The following is a 17,145-nucleotide window of genomic DNA, read 5'->3' on the forward strand; positions in this document are numbered from 1 at the left end:
GCTTCGTGCGCCCGTGGACAAAATCCGCCACGCATCTCGAGCGTTTGGCCCGGCGGCGCCCACGTGTCGGATCCGCGTGAGATCGACGTTGGCGCAGATGGCGGTTGTGCGACCGCCAGCGCAATAATGCGCTCGGCTGAGCGTGCCGTTTCCGGTCGTGTGCGGCATGCCCGGATTGGTGAACTGGCCGGCCATCTGCTGGAGGACGAGCCCGTTGGCATGTGCCAGTAACCTAGGGCTGGCGACCCAACCTCGCGCGGGTCTTTGCCTTCCGGATCGTGCTTCCGACGAGCCCGATCATCCTCCAGTATTGCCAGTTCACACCGTCGGCTCAGCTCGCGAGCGCGAAGTCGAGCGCGGCCGACTTGTCGTCCGCCAGCGCCAAGGCGCACAGCGAGCGGATCGTGGCCGCGTCGCGCGGGGCGCTGCGGTGGCGGGCGACGATGCGCTGGTAATTGCGCAGGCCGCGCTCGAACGTGTCTCCGTAGCCCTTGATGAGGCGCTGGCACTTGACCAGTTCGAGTGCCGCCTCACGATCGCGGGCAGTTTCGGTGCGGACCAGTTCGAGCCACTCCTCGATCCGCCCCTGCTCCTCGATGTAGCGCAGTGAACGCCTGCGCAGGCCGCGCATCCTGGCGACAAGACGCAGCGCCAGGAACCAGCGCAGGCCGGTGGTCTCGACATGGCGCCCCTCGGTGAAGAAGCGGCCGAGCAGGTTCGTCAGCCCCTTGCTGGCAAGAATGCGGCGACCGAGGGCGGCAGGCAGCGTCTCGCACACTTCCTGCAGGCGCGGGTGCATGAATTCGGTGATAGAGAGGATCTGGTCGTCCTGCGCCTTCACCTCGCCACGCACGCGCGCAACACGGCTACCGCGCGTCTTGAGATCAGCGACGCGGATAGTGTCCTCGTAACCCATCCACAACGCCAGATGTCGGGCGGTTTCGGCGGTCAGCACGAAAGGCGCGGCATCGCGTGCGGCTACCGTTTCGAGCCGGTCGAGGTAGAGTGCGGCGTAATCGCCGTCCTGGTAGTCCATCAGCTTCGCCACGCCGTGCAGCGCGTGGACGTGCGCGGCCTCGGGTAACGAGGCGGCGATGCGGCTGGCCAGCGCGCGGCCTCGATCGGTGGTGGGTACCGGGACCGCGTGGACTTCCTCCACCGGCATGGCAACCGGCGCCTGCGCCTGGTCGAAGCCTTCGGCAAAGCCCTTGAGGTTGCTCGTGACAGCGATGCCGCTGTGTTCGATCGCCTTGCGGAAGGTTTCGGTCGGGAACGGCAGTGCGCCGCTTCCCGCCAGCGCGCCGAACATGATCGCGCTGATGACGCTGCCCGAACGCTCGGTCGCCGCGTCCATGTCGAAGCCGATGAAACGCTTCGAGCGCGCATGTGCCGCCTCGACGATCTTGTCGCCGTTGCCGCGGCCGTCGCCCATCGCCTTCTTCTCGCCGATGGCGTAGATGCGGTGCGTGGAGCCGATCAGCGTCGTGCGCTGGACGGTCGAGAATCCGCGCAGCAGCGCGCGGCCCGTTTCCATGAGTTCGGAGGCGACCACCACGTCGACGTCGCCCGGCATCGGCATCTGCGCCATGACCGGCAACCGGCCCGAGCCATCCGACCTCGCCAACTCGACGTAGTACACGGTCGATCCGGTACGCTGCGCGACGCCGGGCACCGATGTGCCTTGCGCAACCCAGCCCTCGGCGCGGGCGACTTCCTGGATCCAGTCCGCCAGCACGCCGCCGCCCTGTCCGCCCAGGGCAAGGATGGCGATTGTGAGGCGGTCTTGGGTAGGATTGACGGTCATGATCGTGTCTCTTTCGAGTTGGCCGTCGTCCCGGACGTCATCGGGGACCGCTGGCGTATCTTTTGGAAGCAGTTCGCGAGGCTGGGCTCGACCGGGCACCACGCGGAGGACTGGCGACGTCCGCCCCACGGTCCCGGATCATGCCCGGGAGGGTTACGACCTCAGAACGCCCGCGCGACGCGCTCGCGCTCGGCGCCGGCTTGCCAGCGGTTGATTATGGCACCGCTGACCTTTGCCTTGAACCGTTCAAACCTGCCCGGATTGGCGACGATCTGCGCACGGTAGAAGCTCGGGCACAACACCGCCGCGTGGCTCACCTCGCCGCACAGGCCGCAACCCACGCAGGAATTCTCGACGTGCGCCACCGGATCCTGCCGCAGCGGATCGGGGTTCGGCTTGATCGTGAGCGAAGGGCAGCCCGACAGGCGGATGCAGCTATGATCCCCGGTGCAGGTGTCGGCATCCACGCCGAAGCGTTCGCGCACGACCCGCTCGCCCGCCTTGAGCCTCGCCGAAGTCACCTTCTTCTCTCGCCGTTGCTTGTTGAGCATGCATTCGGACTGCGCGACGATGACCTTGGGGCCTTTCTCCTCGGTCGTCAGCGCCTCGCGAAGCATCGAGATCATGCCCTTGAGATCATAAGTGCGGTGCGTCTCGCGCACCCACTTCGCGCCTACGCCGCGCACGGCCTTGGTGATAGGGTTGTTGGTCACGCGGTTGGCGTTCTCGGCCCGCGACGACAGGATATCCTGGCCTCCGGTGGCCGCCGAATACCCGTTGTCGATGATCATCGTGACGGTGTCGTCCTTGTTGAACACCGCGTTGCCGATGCCAGAGGTAAGGCCGTTGTGCCAGAAACCACCGTCGCCCATGATCGCGATCGAGCGTTTGGACTCTCCCGTTCCCTTGGCGCCTTCCTTGGGCTTGAAAGCAGACGCGCCCGCACTTCCCAGACCATAGCCCATCGTCGTGTTGCCGATGTCGAACGGCGGCAGAATGGAGAAAAGGTGGCAGCCTATGTCGGCCGAGACGTGCGTGGGCCCCAGTTCGCGCTCCACCAGCTTCATGGCAGTGAAGATCGGACGTTCGGGGCAACCCGTGCAGAAGCCTGCGGGGCGCTGCGGGATTTGCGCAGCGACCGGCTTTGGCAGCGGTTCCACCGCGTCGAGCACGGGCGCAAGCCTCGGCGCGTGTTCCTCAAGGAACCTGGCAAGGCCCGTGCGGATCGCATCGGCGGTGTAGTCGCCGGCGCGCGGCAGCACCTCCTTGCCGACCACGCGGGTGTCGAGCCCGGCGCGGCGCACAAGCGTGTTGAGTTCGTGCTCGATGAACTCAGGCTGGCCTTCTTCAAGTATGAGAACGGCGCGCTTGCCCCGGCAGAAATCGGCGACTTCTTCGGGGATCAGCGGGTAGGCGACGTTGAGGCAGTAGAGTGGCAGCTTGCTGACGCCGTAGGCATCGGCAAGGCCGATCAGTTCCATTGCCCGGTTGAGGTTGTTGTAGAGCCCGCCCTGGACGATCAGGCCGATGCCTTCCTCGCTCCCTTCCGGGCCGAACCATTCGTTGAGCTTGTGGTCGCGCACGTAGGCGATGCCGGCTGGCCACCGCTTCTCGATCTTCTCCACTTCGTGGAGGAAGTTGGCCGGCGGCAGAACGATGCGCTCGGTATCGCGCACCGGGTTGGCCGCCGCCTCCCCCACGGTCAGCGGCGGGCGCTTGTTGTCTTTGGCGACGAACGAGCCGGTCATGTGGCAAGAGCGCACGCGCAGCTGCAGCATGACCGGGGTGTTCGAGGCTTCGGACAGACGGAAGGCTTGCTCGACGGCGTCGACGATGCTGGGCAGGTTGGGGCGCGGATCGAGCAGCCACATCTGGGACTTCATCGCGAACGCGTGCGTGCGCTCCTGCATGATCGACGAGCCTTCGCCGTAGTCTTCGCCGACGATGACAAGGGCGCCGCCGGTGACGCCGCCCGAAGAGACGTTCGAGAGCGCGTCCGAGGCAACGTTGGTACCCACCACCGACTTCCACGCCACCGCCCCGCGCAATGGGTAGTTGACCGAAGCCGCCAGCATCGCCGCCGCCGTCGCCTCCGAGGCGCTGGCCTCGAAATGGACGCCGAGGCTTGCAAGCAGATCGTTGGCATCGGCGAAGACGTCCATCAAGTGGCTGATCGGCGAGCCTTGGTAACCGCCGACGTATGCGACGCCCGACTGCAGCAGCGCCTTGGTGACCGCCAGGATACCCTCGCCGGTGAAGGTCTCACCCTCGCCCGCAGTGAGCTTGACGACTTCCTTCTTGAAAGAACGCTCCGCCATCCCGCCTTACTCCGAAACGAGCGCGAGGACGCGCAAGGGGCTGCCCGAGCCATCGCGGATCTTGAGCGGCGAGGCGATCACGATCGCGCCGGTTGCGGGCAGCTTGTCGAGGTTTTCCAGACACTGCAGGCCGTATTTCCCGGCGCCGTGGAGCAGCGTGTGCGCCGGGTACATCGGCGAAAGCAGATGCGCCTGGCCAGCGTCGGTCCCGATCGTCTCCACCCCTAAGCCGAGCACGTCGCGGTCGAGTATGTACTGGATCGCGTCGGCATCGGGGCCGGGCGTATGAGCCCCGTCCTCGCGGCGGTTGGTGTAGCTGCCGACATCGAGCTTCGACCAGTCTGTGCGGAACAGCACCCAGCAACCGGCGGGTATCTCGCCGTGCTTCGCTTCCCAGGCCTTGATGTGCTCGGCCTTGAGCAGGAAGTCGGGATCCGCAGCGCACTCTGCCGAGAAGTCGAGTACCACGGCGGGGGCGACCAGCTTCTGCGGCGGCACCTTGTCGATCGTGTTGTCGGGCAGGTCCTTGCCCGAAACCCAGTGGATCGGCGCATCGAAGTGCGTGCCGGTGTGTTCGCCCACCGTAAAGTTGTGCCAATGCCAGGCGACGCCCCGCTCGTCGTAGCGCGAGATTTCCTCGCGCGAGAATGCGGCCGTCTGCCCGAAGGGCTCGGGCAGCACAAGCAGCGGGGTGTCTTCGGAAAGGGTCTGCGTCAGGTCGACGACGGTGATGTCACCGGCAGCAAGGGCCTGGGCGAGCGAGGCGAGAACGTCTGTCATGGACTTGGGCTCCTTTTCGGACCATTACGCGAAGAGTATCGAATACAGTTGCATATGCAACTAAAATGTCATGCTGGGCATTCACGCCGGTTGGAGTAGAGGATGAGCGAGGATTTGCGCCCTTTCGGGAACCCCGGTTCTGAAGATTTCCGCCTCGACGCCTACCCGTTCTATCTGCTGAACCGCGCAGCCAGCCGGTACAACGTGGTGATCGAATCGGAATTGCGCGGCATCGGCATCGACATCCCGACTTGGCGCGTGTTGATGATCCTGGGCGAACACGCCCCGCTCGCCATCGGCCAGGTGGCCAAGTCCGCCGTCATCAACCTGTCGACGATGATGCGCATCGTCGAGCGGATGACCAAGGCGGCGCTGGTCGAGACCGCGCCCAGCGAAACCGACGGGCGCGTGACCGAAATCGCGCTGACCGCGCAGGGCCGCGAAAAGCTGGCCGCCGCAAGGTCGGTCACGGCCCCGCTCTACGAAAAAATCATTCGCGGGTTCTCCGCCACGGACTTCACGCGCATGCTGGATCTGCTCGGCCGGCTCCACGACAACCTAGACTGAAGGCCTCTCCCGCGGGGCGGGATGGAGACACTTGCATATGCAAGCATCTTAGTTTAAGCCTGAAGCAAATCAGGAGGGATCATTATGCGCATTGCCTGTCTCGGCGGCGGACCTGCCGGCATCTACTTCGCGATCTCGATGAAGCTGCGCGACTCGGCGCACGACATCCACGTGTTCGAGCGCAACCGTTCGGGTGATACGTTCGGATGGGGCGTGGTGTTCTCCGACCAAACGCTGGAGAACCTGAGCGCCAACGATCCGGTCAGCGCCGCCACCATCGTCGAGAGCTTCGCGCATTGGGACGCGATCGACGTCAGCGTGGGCGAGAACACGGTGACCTCCGCAGGACACGGCTTCATCGGCATCGGCCGCAAGCACCTGCTGCAGATCCTTCAATCCCGCGCCCGCGACCTCGGCGTCGTCATGCACTTCCAGACGCAGTTCGGCGACGACGTGTCCGCCTACGCCGACTTCGACCTGATCGTCGCGGCCGACGGCATCAATTCGTTGGTGCGCACCGCCAACGCCGAGAAGTTCGACGTCGACATCGACACCAAGCGCAACAAGTTCTCATGGCTCGGCACCACCAAGCTGTTCGACGCCTTCGCCTTCATCTTCGAGAAGACGCACGCCGGCTGGATCTGGGCGCACGCCTATCGCTTCGACGACACCCATTCGACCTTCATCATCGAATGCTCGCCCGAGACGTGGGAAGGCCTCGGCCTCGACGTGATGGAACAGACCGATTCGATCGCGCTTTGCGAGAAGATTTTCGCGCGCCATCTGGGCGGCCATCCTCTGATCTCGAACGCCACGCACTTGCGCGGTTCAGCGGCGTGGATCAACTTCCGCCGGGTGATCTGCCGCCAGTGGTCGTTCGACAACGTGGTCCTGCTGGGCGATGCCGCCCACACCGCACACTTCTCGATCGGATCGGGCACCAAGCTGGCGCTGGAAGACGCGATCAAACTGGCACAGGTGCTTGACCGCCCGGGCATCACCGGACGCGAGGAACTGGCCGCCGCGCTTGCCGAATACCAGGCGGAGCGCCACGTCGAAGTGCTCAAGATCCAGAACTCTGCGCGCAATTCGACTGAATGGTTCGAGACGCTCGACAGGTATCTCGGGTTCGACCTGCCACAGTTCGCCTACTCGCTGATGACACGCTCGCAGCGCGTCAGCCACGAGAACCTGCGGCTGCGCGACCGCGCCTGGCTGGAGGGCATGGAGCGCTGGTTCTGGAACGGCAACGAAGACCGCAACACGCCGGTGCAACCGATGTTCACGCCTTATACCCTGCGCGGCCTGACAGTGCCCAACCGGGTGGTGATGCCGGCGATGCTGACTTACAGCGCGGACGCGCAAGGCGGTGCGACCGACTTCCATACCGTCCACTACGGCGCGCGCGCGCTGGGCGGGGCGGGGCTGATCGTCACCGAACTGCTTGCCGTCGCGCCCGAAGGCCGCGCCACCCCAGCCTGCCCCGGCCTGTGGAATGACGGACAGGTGGAGCGCTGGCGGGCGTTCAACGCATTCGCCCACGCCCATTCTCGCGCCAGGACTTGCGCGCAGATCGGCCATTCGGGGCCCCGCGCCGCCTGCCAGGTGCCCGGCGAGGGCGTCGGCTACGACATGCCGCTCGATACACCGTGGCCCACGGTTTCGGCCAGCGCCCGGCCCTGGCGCCAGGGCGGCGTGATGCCGCAGGCGCTCGATGCCGACGGGATGGACACGATCACCAGGCAGTTCGTCGCCGCGGCGCTGCGCGCGGAAGCGGCCGGCTTCGACATGCTCGAAGTGCAGGCCGGCCACGGCAACCTGCTGTCCAGCTTCATCACCCCGGTGATGAACCTGCGTGACGACGCGTTCGGCGGCAGCCTGGAAAACCGCCTGCGCTTCCCCTTGCGCGTCATCGCCGCCGTGCGCGACGCCTGGCCGCAGGACAAGCCGCTGGCGGTGCGCATCTCCGCCAACGACTGGGTGGGCGATGCGGGCGTGACGCCAGCCGAAGCAGTGGAGATCGCCCGGGCGCTGCACGCCGCCGGGGTAGACATCATCGACGTGTCGGCAGGCGAGACCACGCCCGAGGCGCGACCGGTCTATGGCCGCATGTTCCAGACGCCGTTCGCCGACCAGATCCGCAACGAAGCGCAAGTGCCGACAATCGCGGTTGGCAACATCGCAGATGCGGACCAAGTCAATTCGATCCTGACCGCCGGCCGCGCCGATCTCGTCGCGCTGGGCCGCACGCACCTGTTCGATCCGGTGTGGACACTGCGCGCCGCCGCGTCCGCAGGCTACGAGGAGCAGCCCGTCCCCGCGCCTTACGTTGCCGGCCAGGCGATGGCCCTGCGCGTCGGGCGTCAGCGGGCGAACGGCGCCCGCGCCTGAGCAGCATGGACGAGCAGCGTTGACTGCCGGCACGTCGCACCCGTTTCGTCGCCTCCGCGCAGCACCCAACCTGCGCGGAGGCGGCGAATCCGCCGCCGCCCGGCGCTGCGATCGCGGCGCGGGAATAGACATGCGCACGCCGCACGTTATGGAACCTCGTGAAAGAGGAGCTTGCACGGCGATGACCGAGACCGACGGACCAAGTGTGGCGACCACGCTGGACTTACGCGTGTGGGTGCGCCTGCTCGAATGCGCGAAGATCATCGAGAAGCGTCTGCGCCGCAATTTCGAAGACCAGTTTGCCACGACGTTGCCCCGCTTCGACATCCTGGCGACGCTGGACCGCGCGCCCGACGGCCTGCGTATGGGCGAACTGTCTCGCGCGCTGCTGGTTTCCAACGGCAACGTCACCGCGATCGTGCGCCAGTTGCAGGACCAGGGCCTCGTCAACGCGCGCACCGACCCCGACGATGGACGTTCGGCGATCGTGTCGCTGACCCCGGCGGGCCGCTTGCAGTTCGCAGCGCTTGCCAAGGCACATCACGGCTGGGTGCGCGAAGCGCTCGCCGATTTTCCTGAAGACAGCCAACGCCAGCTGCTCGACCTGCTCGCCCAGCTCAAGTCATCCATCGCTTAGGACCACCGATGCCCTTCATCACCCGCGCCCAGGTACGCTTCGCCGACGTCGACCCCGCCGGCATCGTTTTCTACCCCCGCTACTTCGAAATGCTCAACGGCGCGGTCGAGGACTGGTTCGAGCAGGATCTCGGCCTCGATTTCGGCACGATGCACCTCGATCACCACTTGGGCGTACCCACCGTGAAGCTGGAGACCGAATTCGTCTCGCCAAGCCGGCTGGGCGACCGGCTGGAGATCACCCTGACGCCGGTGCGCCTCGGCCGCACCAGCTGCGCCATCACCGTGGTCTTCTCCGGTGAGGGCCGCGAGCGGCTGCGCGCGCAGGTGGTGCTGGTGTGCATGGACCTTAACGTCCATCGCCCGGTCGAGTGGCCAGAAGGCGTGCGCGCCGCGATCGAAGCCGGCCTCCCCGTTCCCGACCCCGCCGCGACGCTCTGACAGGACGCCGGGGCGGGCACGGGAACATCGACCCTGCCGGCCTTCATGTGCCGAAATCGTCGACCCTCTCGTGGGGCGACCCGATGCGCGTGCCCTCGCGCATAAAAAAGGGGGCCTTGCGGCCCCCGAGTCAGGGTGGTTCCTTAAAGGAAGCTCAGGCCTTTACGATCGGGTGCGTCAGCGTCCCGATGCCCTGGACCGTCGCAACGATGGTGTCGCCGGGCCAGACCCACTCCTGCGGGTCCATGCCCGCGCCCACGCCCGCGGGAGTTCCGGTGGCGATGATGTCGCCCGGCTCCAGCGTGATCCCCTGCGAGATGTCGGCGACGAGTTCGTCGACCTTGAACAGCATGAACGCGGTGTTGCTCGACTGCTTGGTCACGCCGTTCACGGTGAGGCTGAGGTCAAGGGTCTGCGGATCGGGAAGCTCGTCGGCGGTGACGATCACCGGGCCCATCGGCGCGAACGTGTCCTGGCCCTTCGAATAGATCCACTGCCCGGCCCGGCGGCAGTCGCGCGCGCTCATGTCGATGCACACGGTGTAGCCGAAGACGTAGGCCAGCGCGTCCTCGCGCGCGACGCCCTTGGCCTTGGTGCCGATGATCGCTGCGAGTTCGACTTCCCAGTCGAGTTGTTGCGTGATCGCTGCATTGTGGCGGATCGGCTCACCCGGCGCGATCACGCTGGTTGGCGGCTTGGAGAAGATCACGGGCTGACGCGGCAGTTCGGGCGAGGTGTCGAGCGACTTGGCACTTTCGGCGACGTGCTCGGTGTAGTTGAGACCGATGCCGAAGATGTTCTTGCGCGGACGCGGGATCGGCGCGAGCAGCGTGACGTTGGCGAGCGGGAACGCGGTGCCCAGCGGGAACAGCCCGTCGGCATCCTCGATCAGCTTAGTCGCGATCGTAACGGCCTGCGGGCCGAGATCGATGAACTCGAGCATCGTGGCGGGGAACGGGACGCCCATTTCCTCGCCGAAGGTTTCGAGGTCGAGCACGAGGTCGAGGCCATTCACGGAGACGATCGCGCCCAGGCGTGCTTCGGCTTCGACATTGGCGCGGTATGTAACGAGACGCATGGGTGATCCCCCTGTTATTAGGTCTAGGTGTCTTTGAATTATGCCTTGGTGCCGCTGAGCACCGGCTGGTGACCGCCGTTTTCGCCCAGGGCTTCTTCGCGATAGAGGCCCAGCGCGCGCATCACGGGCAGGTCGTTGAACGTGAACAGGCACGCATCTTCGCTGTCGGAGCCATTGGCGTGTTCGTGATAAGCCCATGCAGGGACTACGAAAATGTCGCGCTCCTGCCAATCGAAGCGCTGTCCGTTGATGATCGACCAGCCCTTGCCCTTGGCGCACTGGTACACGAAGCTGCCGGTCTGCCGGTGCGCCCGCGTATGCTCACCCGGCCGCAGCAGCTGCATCGATGCGCCGATGGTCTGCATCACCGGTCCGCCGGTATGCGGGTTGACGTACTCCATCATCACGCCGTCGAAAGGCGACCCGTCGGTGACTCGCCCATACTTCGTCAGCGCCTCGTACGTGGGGGCCCATTCGTATTTGAACAAAGGAGAATAAGGTTTGGACCACGCCATTCCGGCGGGTCGCAGCCCAGTTCCCGCCCAGGTCGCGGTGGAATCGTCAACCGCGTAGGACACGGCCTGCTGAAGGTCCGGGTGGACCTCGTAGAAGTTCGCCTCCAGCGCGTTCATCAACGGAATGTCGAGCCCGTCCTGCCAGATGCACGGCGTGCCCCCGTCGGCGACCCCGTGTTCGTGCCAGGTGCCGTTGGGCGTCAGCACGAAGTCGTTGGCACCCAAGGTCATTTTATGACCGTCGACGTTCGTGAAGGCGCCCTCGCCCTCCATGATGAAACGCAGCGCCGACGCCGAATGGCGGTGGCTCGATGCCAGCTCGCCCGGTCCCATCACCTGCAACCCGGAATAGAGCCAGCCGACGGCGGCAACCACGTCGGCCCGACCGGGATTTTCCAGATAGACGACCCGGCGGCCCGCCTGTTCGGGAGTGACGAGGTCCAACGCCTTCATCACGTCGTCACGCAAGTCCTTGTAGCGCCAGAGATAAGGAACGGAAGTGGACGCCGGCTCCCAAGGCTCGATCTTGTTGGCCACCGTCCACAGCGCGCCCGTGCCGAGTTGCTTGAGCCGCTCGTAGTAGGCGACAAGCTCAGGGGTATCCGCCACGTTCGCTCGGCCGATCATTTCCTCGCGGTACTGGTCGTAGCTTTCGATCGCCATGGCTGCCTCCATATCGAGATATTGCAGGCCTAAAACAATTTGAATAAACTGTCAAATGCAACTAATACTGGTGCCGCAGCAGGCAGATTCCCTGTGGTTTCCCAAACAAGGAGCGTACCATGACCCAGCCTTCCGCCTTCAAGGCCGCCGTCGTCCAGGCCGCGTCGATCCCGACCGATTCCCTGGCCGCGGCCGAGAAGGCCGCGGCACTCCTGCACAAGGCCGCAGCGGGTGGAGCCAGCCTCGTCGTGTTCCCCGAGGCGTTCCTGGGTGGCTACCCCAAGGGCGCGTCGTTCGGCACGCCGGTCGGCATGCGCAAGCCCCAGGGCCGCGAGGATTTCCGGCTCTACCACGATGCGGCGATCGACCTGGACGGTCCCGAAGTGGCGCTGCTCGCCGAGGCTACCGCGCAGACCGGAGCCTTCCTTGTCATCGGCGTGATCGAGCGTGACGGCGGCACCGTCTATTGCACCGCGCTGTTCTTCGACGGCAAGAACGGTCTCGTGGCCAAGCACCGCAAGCTGATGCCGACCGGTGCCGAACGCCTGATCTGGGGCTTCGGCGACGGGTCCACCCTTCCCGTCATCGACACTCCGCTGGGACGCATCGGTGCGGTGATCTGCTGGGAAAACTACATGCCGATGATGCGCATGGCGATGTACGACCAGGGCATCACCCTCTACTGCGCCCCTACCGCAGACGATCGCGACAGCTGGGCATCGACGATGCAGCACGTCGCGCTCGAAGGCCGCTGTTTCGTACTTTCCGCGTGCCAGCACGTCACGCGCGGCGCCTATCCCGCGGACTACGACTGCGCATTGGGCGATGACCCTGACACCGTACTGATGCGCGGTGGCTCGATGATCGTCGATCCCCTCGGTCAGGTTCTCGCGGGCCCCGACTATTCGGGCGAGACGATCCTGTATGCGGAAATCGACCCTGCCCAGGTCGTACGGGGCAAGTACGATTTCGATGTCGTGGGCCACTACGCCCGCCCTGACGTTTTCGAACTGTCGGTCAACGTGGCGCCTCGCCGCGCGGTGACGCGGTCTGGCGGAGAGTGATGCGTGGAATTTGATTTCTCCAAGGTCGCCGCGGCCGATCGCTACAAGCTCATGGGTTCGTCGATAACCCCGCGCCCGATCGCCTGGGTGACGACTGTCGCCGGCACGGGATTGCGCAATGCCGCTCCCTACAGCTTCTTCAACATGATGGGCGCAGAGCCGCCGCTGGTGGCGCTGGGGATGATGCGGCGCGCGGATGGCACCCATAAGGACAGCGCCGCGAACATTATCGAGACCGGCGAATTCGTGGTGAACCTCGTCTCCGAGGCGGACAGCGCGGCGATGAACTTCACGTGCATAGACGGCCCGCCGAATTTCGACGAATTAGCTGCGGCCGGCCTGCAGACACTGCCCTCCAGCGTGGTCGGCGCGCCGCGCATCGCAACTGCACCGGTGTCGATGGAGTGCCGCCTGTTCGAAATCGTCGAGGCAGGCCTGACGACCATCGCGATCGGCGAGGTGCTGCGCTTTCACATCGACGACGCCTTCATCGAGCCCGAACGGCTGCACGTGGATACGCTGGCGATGAATCTCGTCGCACGCGTGCACGGTGCGGGGTGGTATGCGCGGACTACCGACCTGTTCCAGATGACCCGCCCAGTCTTCGAGCAATGGCAGGGCGAGCAGCCAGCAACCTAACGCGGCGGGGATAGAGGTCGGACGCCCGCCCCACCTTCCTAGATAGATACATGCCTGATCGGCAGTTGGCTGGGCGGCGATACCAGCCGAGCGGTTGCGCCGTCCGCATCAGTAAAGAGCATGGCGCTCAACTGGCAGACAGGATCGTCGATACTGATACGCAGATAGTGCGCAACGGTTCGCTACGCGAATGCCACTCCTAGGCATTACCGATGTGCTGCCGTCCCAGCATGACCCGGAACGCAGGCGCGTTGTCGCTGACCCGATCATCATTCGGCACCAAGGGGATTTGACGCTGGATGGTGAGCGAGTTGACCTCCCCTTCCCAGCCGCCGTGGCGCGAGAGCTTGAAGCGCAAGCACAAGCCCGCGCCTCACTACGCAGTCTCCGCATCCTTGCGTGCCTTGGCAAAGGCACGGTCGCTGGTCAGGAACGCCTCGAGCATGGCAGGGATGAGGTCAGCCAAGTCATCCTTATCCCTATAAGTTCGGTTGTATACGGCAACGTAGTCGGCAAGCGAGTTGGCCAAGTCCGGCGTTACCGTTACGGCAATCTTGATAGGGGTTCGGTCAGGGGCGACATTGCTCCCGAGCGGATATCGTCGCGAACCATGCGCGCGATCTGTTGAATGGCGGCACGTGGCGTCACGATTGATGCTCCTTTCTCACAGGCGGCGTCATCGGTACAACTGCCGGCGGGGCGACGACAATCGCATTTTTCCGCCGCCGGAAGATCAAGGTTGGCTGATGAAGCCGAAGAGCACGTTCGTGCACGCACCAGCGCCGCAAGGGCGCTGATGCGAGGCGCACCCGCAAGGGGATGCGCTGGCGCGTCGCGAACGCCGCGCAGACCATCGACTAGGCGTCGATCAGATTATCATCTTCAAATTGGACAGGTGCGGGCTGCTGCCGCCGCTTAGGCTTGACCTTGCGCACATTCACCGACGCCGCGCTGATCAGGTTCTTGATGTGCGCGGCATAATGCTTCGGGATCATCTCGACGCTGGTCCGTCAGTTTCGCGCGACCGCGTACACATCCGCGCCTTCCATGAGCCGCAAGCGGATATATGTGTGGCGTAGCGAGTACGCGGTTCGGGCCTTGCCATCCCGGTCGAGCTTGAGCTCCGCCCTGGCAAGCACGCCGTCGAATAACTTCACGTGATTGCCAGGAAAGACCTTGCCGGTCGGCTTCGGCAGCTCCGCCACAGGCACTTCAGGGGCCTCTTCAATTCCGGCCCGGCGCCGTTGCTGCGCTGCGCCACGGCTTTCCGCCTGAACAGGCTTGGGACGATTGAGCAGCCGCTCATAGGGCCGCACGGCATTGGGCATACTTTTGCAGAAGCCCACGCCTCGCTTACCGCGGACCTCGATTTCCAGAATCTGCTGCCCCGTCTCGTCATCGATGACGATCTCAACGTCGCGGTGCTCGAGGTTGGAGGCTTCATCGGGCCTCAGGCCCGTGTTCGCCATGAACAGGACGTAGTCATGCACCTGCTGCGCGTTCCACGCAAAGTGCGCGTGTAGCGCCTCCTTGGCATAGAATCCGGCTGCCTTGTAGAGTTGTTTGTACTCCGCAGGACTGAACCAAGGCCGATGCTCAATCTTGCCCGAAGCGCGGTAGGGGCTGGAGATGTCGGGCAAGTGCGACAACCAGCCATGGCTCACGGCTGTGCGCAGCACCTGGCGCAGCATCACGATTTCGTTGTGAAGGGTTTTTCCGGCGGGTGCCTTGTCCGAGACCGGACGATTGCTCTTCGAATGCGGATTGACGATACCCCGTGAGGACATCCGGTGCACCCGGTAATCCTGCACCTTGCCTCCCGTGATCTCGGAGACACCAAGCTCCCCAAAGAACGGCAGGAGATGCACGCGAAGGCGAATGCCATGTCCCTCGGTGATGATCTCGTATTCGCGGAGGAACTGGGCAGCAGCCTCCTTGAAGGTCTTCTCGGTCTTGAGGATGCCGGCATGCAGTTTGCCGCGCAGGCCAAGGTACCAATCTTCGGCAGCCTGCTTGGCAAGCAACAGGCTGTCGGTCTTGGTGTGGCCCGATGCTGCTTTGCACCGACGGATGCGGAGCAGTGCCAGTTGCCGCCGTTTATGCGCCGGTAAAGCTGGACCTTTCCGCCTAGGATCTCGCGCCTTTGCATGACAAACCGCCAGCGCTTGGTAAGCGAAGCCTGAGCCCCACCTTGCGGGTGTGAGGCGCATCGCCGAGTTTCACCGCCTTTGATCAGGCGGAGGTCTTTAGTGCTATGACGATGTCATGTGACGATGCTGGCACTAGCGAGGTTCAGCGGTTCGAGGTCTTCACCGGCGCGGGGAAGCGTCGGGACTGGCCACCCGAGCTCAAGGTCTCGATCGTCGCGGAGAGCTATTCCGGCCAAGAGTCCGTCAGCGCCGTTGCTCGGCGGCACGGCATGATCCCCTCGCAGCTTTTCACCTGGCGCCGCGAACTGCGCAAGCAGATGGAAGCCCAAGGGTTCGCGCTTCCTGTTGCCCCGGCGCCCGCATCTCTCTTCGTTCCCGCAGTGATAGAACCGTCGCCGCCAAGCGAGGTGCCTGCCGTTGCCAAGCGTCCGCGGCGTCAGCGCCGATCGTCTCCGAGCGCGGTGGAGCTGGAGATAGATGGTGTGGCGGTGAGGATTGCCCGCGGTACCGATAAAGGGCTGATCGCCGCGGTGATCGAAGCGCTCAAGGCTACGCGATGATCGGACCTGGTGTTGGCGCCCGCGTCATGATCGCAACGCGGCCAGTGGATTTTCGCAAAGGGCCGGATGCTCTGGCTGCACTCGTCGGGGCCGAGTACGGCGGCGACCCCTTTTCCGGGGTCATCTACGTCTTCCGGGCGAAGCGAAGCGACCGAATCAAGCTGATCTGGTGGGACGGCACTGGTCTGTGCCTGATGGCGAAGAAGCTCGAGCAGGGCGGCTTTCGTTGGCCTGGGATACAGGACGGCGTGATGCGTGTGACGGCGGCCCAACTCGGCGCTTTGCTGGAAGGTTTGGACTGGCGCCGCGTACATGGTGGGCGCCGGCCGCAGGCGCCGCAGATTGCCGGTTGACGGGGCTTTCGCCTACTGATTCACTGCCTTCATGCTCACCGAAGCCGACCTACCCGAGGACGTTGCCACGCTACGTGCGTTGGTCCTCGAGCAGTCCCGGATGCTTGCCGAGGTGCAGGTCGCCAAGGAGGCCCAGGTCGCTGAGCTGACCCTCGCCAAAGGTGAGGCCGATGCCGAGATCGAGCGGCTACAGGCGATTATCGACGCCTTCATGCGCCACCGTTTCGGCCCCCGTTCCGAGCAGCTCGATCCTGACCAGCTCCAGCTTGGCCTGGAGGATGTCGAGACGGCGCTAGGTCAAGCACGCGCGAGCCGCGATGCGGTCTCTCAGCTCGCTCAAAGCCATGAGCCGCGCAAGACCAACCGCGGCTCGCTTCCTGGCCACCTCGAGCGGGTCGAGCAGGTGGTAGATGTAGAGGACAAGGCCTGCCCCTGCTGCGGCGGCGCGCTGCATGCGATCGGCGAGGACGTCTCCGAACGCCTCGACGTCGTGCCGACCACATTCCGCGTCCTCGTGACGCGTCGTCCACGCTACGGCTGCCGTTCTTGCGAAGGGGCGGTCGTCCAGGCGCCGGCACCGGCCCGGATAGTCGAGGGCGGCATTCCGACCGAGGCACTGATAGCCCAGGTTCTGGTGTCGAAGTACGCCGACCATGTTCCCCTGTACCGGCAGGCGCAGATCTACGCCCGCCAAGACATCAAGCTCGACCGTTCCACCTTGGCGGACTGGGTCGGCCGAGCAGCCTGGTACCTGAGACCCCTGCGGGATTGCACGCTCGAAGAGCTACGAAGATCGCAGCGCCTCTTTGCCGACGAGACGACGGCGCCGGTGCTAGAACCCGGACGTGGGCGCACCAAGACCGGCCAGATCTGGGCCTACGCCCGCGATGATCGACCATGGGGTGGCAGCGATCCGCCGATGGTCGCCTACGTCTACGCCCCCGACCGCAAAGCCGAACGGTCCGACGCCCATCTCGGAGACTTCGCAGGCATCCTGCAGGTGGATGGCTATGGCGGGTATACGGCGCTTGCCAAGCGTCGCCAGCAGGTCAGCCTCGCTTTCTGTTGGTCGCACGTCCGGCGTAAATTCTTTGAGCTCGCGGATAAGTCGCCGGTTGCGACCGAGCTTCTGCGTCGCATCGCCATTCTCTATGCCGTCGAGGATGAAGTACGGGGCACATCGGCC

The 17,145-nt window shown here is 64.9% G+C and carries 18 protein-coding genes (1 of these 18 only partly in view); 9 read left to right on the plus strand and 9 right to left on the minus strand.

From position 1 onward, the window contains the following. Positions 1-331: 331 nt before the first annotated feature. The 3 genes from ACFFDA_RS03460 to ACFFDA_RS03470 form a co-directional block, all read right to left on the minus strand. The gene (locus ACFFDA_RS03460) at positions 332-1,804 is read right to left on the minus strand and encodes an indolepyruvate oxidoreductase subunit beta family protein (protein ID WP_404478198.1); all 1,473 of its coding nucleotides are present in this window, start codon (positions 1,802-1,804) and stop codon (positions 332-334) included. 161 nt (positions 1,805-1,965) lie between these two features. Beyond that, complete coding sequence (locus ACFFDA_RS03465) at positions 1,966-4,122, minus strand: thiamine pyrophosphate-dependent enzyme (RefSeq protein WP_404478199.1); 2,157 nt, start codon at positions 4,120-4,122, stop codon at positions 1,966-1,968. 6 nt (positions 4,123-4,128) lie between these two features. Beyond that, positions 4,129-4,902, minus strand: a complete 774-nt coding sequence (locus ACFFDA_RS03470; protein WP_404478200.1) for a cyclase family protein — start codon at positions 4,900-4,902, stop codon at positions 4,129-4,131. Positions 4,903-5,004: 102 nt separating this feature from the next. On the opposite strand from ACFFDA_RS03470, the gene ACFFDA_RS03475 reads away from it, so the two are divergent. From ACFFDA_RS03475 to ACFFDA_RS03490, 4 genes are all read left to right on the plus strand, one after another. Further along, positions 5,005-5,469: a MarR family winged helix-turn-helix transcriptional regulator gene (locus tag ACFFDA_RS03475; protein ID WP_404478201.1), complete on the plus strand. Its 465-nt coding sequence runs from the start codon at positions 5,005-5,007 to the stop codon at positions 5,467-5,469. An 84-nt stretch (positions 5,470-5,553) separates the two neighbouring features. Then, the gene (locus ACFFDA_RS03480; RefSeq protein ID WP_404478202.1) at positions 5,554-7,860 is read left to right on the plus strand and encodes a bifunctional salicylyl-CoA 5-hydroxylase/oxidoreductase; all 2,307 of its coding nucleotides are present in this window, start codon (positions 5,554-5,556) and stop codon (positions 7,858-7,860) included. A 181-nt stretch (positions 7,861-8,041) separates the two neighbouring features. Then, positions 8,042-8,497, plus strand: a complete 456-nt coding sequence (locus ACFFDA_RS03485) for a MarR family winged helix-turn-helix transcriptional regulator (protein ID WP_404478203.1) — start codon at positions 8,042-8,044, stop codon at positions 8,495-8,497. A gap of 8 nt (positions 8,498-8,505) precedes the next feature. Further along, positions 8,506-8,937, plus strand: coding sequence for an acyl-CoA thioesterase (locus ACFFDA_RS03490; RefSeq protein ID WP_404478204.1), 432 nt, complete (start codon positions 8,506-8,508; stop codon positions 8,935-8,937). A 154-nt stretch (positions 8,938-9,091) separates the two neighbouring features. On the opposite strand, the gene ACFFDA_RS03495 is transcribed toward ACFFDA_RS03490, so the two are convergent. Then, a complete protein-coding gene (locus tag ACFFDA_RS03495; RefSeq protein ID WP_404478205.1) occupies positions 9,092-10,015 on the minus strand; it encodes a fumarylacetoacetate hydrolase family protein in 924 nt (307 codons plus the stop codon). Between the two features lie 38 nt (positions 10,016-10,053). After that, a complete protein-coding gene (locus ACFFDA_RS03500) occupies positions 10,054-11,193 on the minus strand; it encodes a cupin domain-containing protein (RefSeq protein WP_404478206.1) in 1,140 nt (379 codons plus the stop codon). A 119-nt stretch (positions 11,194-11,312) separates the two neighbouring features. On the opposite strand from ACFFDA_RS03500, the gene ACFFDA_RS03505 reads away from it, so the two are divergent. Together ACFFDA_RS03505 and ACFFDA_RS03510 are read left to right on the plus strand one after the other, a co-directional pair. Continuing rightward, on the plus strand, positions 11,313-12,257 hold the full coding sequence (locus ACFFDA_RS03505; protein ID WP_404478207.1) for a carbon-nitrogen hydrolase family protein: 945 nt from the start codon (positions 11,313-11,315) through the stop codon (positions 12,255-12,257). Between the two features lie 3 nt (positions 12,258-12,260). Next, on the plus strand, positions 12,261-12,896 hold the full coding sequence (locus ACFFDA_RS03510) for a flavin reductase family protein (RefSeq protein ID WP_404478208.1): 636 nt from the start codon (positions 12,261-12,263) through the stop codon (positions 12,894-12,896). A 199-nt stretch (positions 12,897-13,095) separates the two neighbouring features. Here the strand turns inward: ACFFDA_RS03510 and ACFFDA_RS03515 are convergent, their stop codons facing one another. The 4 genes from ACFFDA_RS03515 to ACFFDA_RS03530 all read right to left on the minus strand — a co-directional run bounded on the left by ACFFDA_RS03515 (position 13,096) and on the right by ACFFDA_RS03530 (position 14,920). Next, positions 13,096-13,254, minus strand: a complete 159-nt coding sequence (locus tag ACFFDA_RS03515; RefSeq protein WP_404478209.1) for a DUF736 family protein — start codon at positions 13,252-13,254, stop codon at positions 13,096-13,098. An 18-nt stretch (positions 13,255-13,272) separates the two neighbouring features. Beyond that, positions 13,273-13,425, minus strand: coding sequence for a DUF2274 domain-containing protein (locus tag ACFFDA_RS03520; protein WP_404478210.1), 153 nt, complete (start codon positions 13,423-13,425; stop codon positions 13,273-13,275). A gap of 328 nt (positions 13,426-13,753) precedes the next feature. Beyond that, the gene (locus ACFFDA_RS03525; protein WP_404478211.1) at positions 13,754-13,891 is read right to left on the minus strand and encodes a hypothetical protein; all 138 of its coding nucleotides are present in this window, start codon (positions 13,889-13,891) and stop codon (positions 13,754-13,756) included. A 15-nt stretch (positions 13,892-13,906) separates the two neighbouring features. Next, entirely contained in the window at positions 13,907-14,920 is a 1,014-nt protein-coding gene (locus ACFFDA_RS03530) for a site-specific integrase (protein ID WP_404478212.1), read from the minus strand. Between the two features lie 230 nt (positions 14,921-15,150). On the opposite strand from ACFFDA_RS03530, the gene tnpA reads away from it, so the two are divergent. The 3 genes in view from tnpA to tnpC are tightly spaced (at most 31 nt apart) and all read left to right on the plus strand, a layout consistent with a single transcriptional unit that may run on beyond the window. Next, positions 15,151-15,606 carry an IS66-like element accessory protein TnpA gene (tnpA, locus tag ACFFDA_RS03535; protein ID WP_404476433.1) on the plus strand — a complete coding sequence of 152 codons (456 nt, stop codon included), beginning with the start codon at positions 15,151-15,153 and terminating at the stop codon, positions 15,604-15,606. 26 nt (positions 15,607-15,632) lie between these two features. After that, positions 15,633-15,959 carry an IS66 family insertion sequence element accessory protein TnpB gene (gene tnpB / locus ACFFDA_RS03540; protein ID WP_404476432.1) on the plus strand — a complete coding sequence of 109 codons (327 nt, stop codon included), beginning with the start codon at positions 15,633-15,635 and terminating at the stop codon, positions 15,957-15,959. A gap of 31 nt (positions 15,960-15,990) precedes the next feature. Beyond that, positions 15,991-17,145, plus strand: partial view of an IS66 family transposase gene (gene tnpC / locus ACFFDA_RS03545; RefSeq protein ID WP_404476430.1) — the 5' portion only. Its footprint extends 417 nt past the window's final position; 1,155 of the gene's 1,572 nt are visible here — the first part of the coding sequence; it begins with the start codon at positions 15,991-15,993; its stop codon lies beyond the right edge, outside the window.

Source organism: Novosphingobium sp. BL-52-GroH (genome assembly GCF_044813085.1).
Taxonomy (GTDB): domain Bacteria; phylum Pseudomonadota; class Alphaproteobacteria; order Sphingomonadales; family Sphingomonadaceae; genus Novosphingobium.

Coding starts and splice junctions, on each gene's coding strand:
- ACFFDA_RS03490 (WP_404478204.1), top strand. CDS start 8,506: ATGCCCTTCATCACCCGCGCCCAGGTACGCTTCGCCGACGTCGACCCC.
- ACFFDA_RS03505 (WP_404478207.1), top strand. CDS start 11,313: ATGACCCAGCCTTCCGCCTTCAAGGCCGCCGTCGTCCAGGCCGCGTCG.
- tnpB (WP_404476432.1), top strand. CDS start 15,633: ATGATCGCAACGCGGCCAGTGGATTTTCGCAAAGGGCCGGATGCTCTG.
- ACFFDA_RS03500 (WP_404478206.1), bottom strand. CDS start 11,193: ATGGCGATCGAAAGCTACGACCAGTACCGCGAGGAAATGATCGGCCGA.
- ACFFDA_RS03525 (WP_404478211.1), bottom strand. CDS start 13,891: ATGATCCCGAAGCATTATGCCGCGCACATCAAGAACCTGATCAGCGCG.
- ACFFDA_RS03495 (WP_404478205.1), bottom strand. CDS start 10,015: ATGCGTCTCGTTACATACCGCGCCAATGTCGAAGCCGAAGCACGCCTG.
- ACFFDA_RS03485 (WP_404478203.1), top strand. CDS start 8,042: ATGACCGAGACCGACGGACCAAGTGTGGCGACCACGCTGGACTTACGC.
- ACFFDA_RS03460 (WP_404478198.1), bottom strand. CDS start 1,804: ATGACCGTCAATCCTACCCAAGACCGCCTCACAATCGCCATCCTTGCC.
- ACFFDA_RS03470 (WP_404478200.1), bottom strand. CDS start 4,902: ATGACAGACGTTCTCGCCTCGCTCGCCCAGGCCCTTGCTGCCGGTGAC.
- ACFFDA_RS03475 (WP_404478201.1), top strand. CDS start 5,005: ATGAGCGAGGATTTGCGCCCTTTCGGGAACCCCGGTTCTGAAGATTTC.
- ACFFDA_RS03465 (WP_404478199.1), bottom strand. CDS start 4,122: ATGGCGGAGCGTTCTTTCAAGAAGGAAGTCGTCAAGCTCACTGCGGGC.
- ACFFDA_RS03480 (WP_404478202.1), top strand. CDS start 5,554: ATGCGCATTGCCTGTCTCGGCGGCGGACCTGCCGGCATCTACTTCGCG.
- tnpA (WP_404476433.1), top strand. CDS start 15,151: ATGACGATGTCATGTGACGATGCTGGCACTAGCGAGGTTCAGCGGTTC.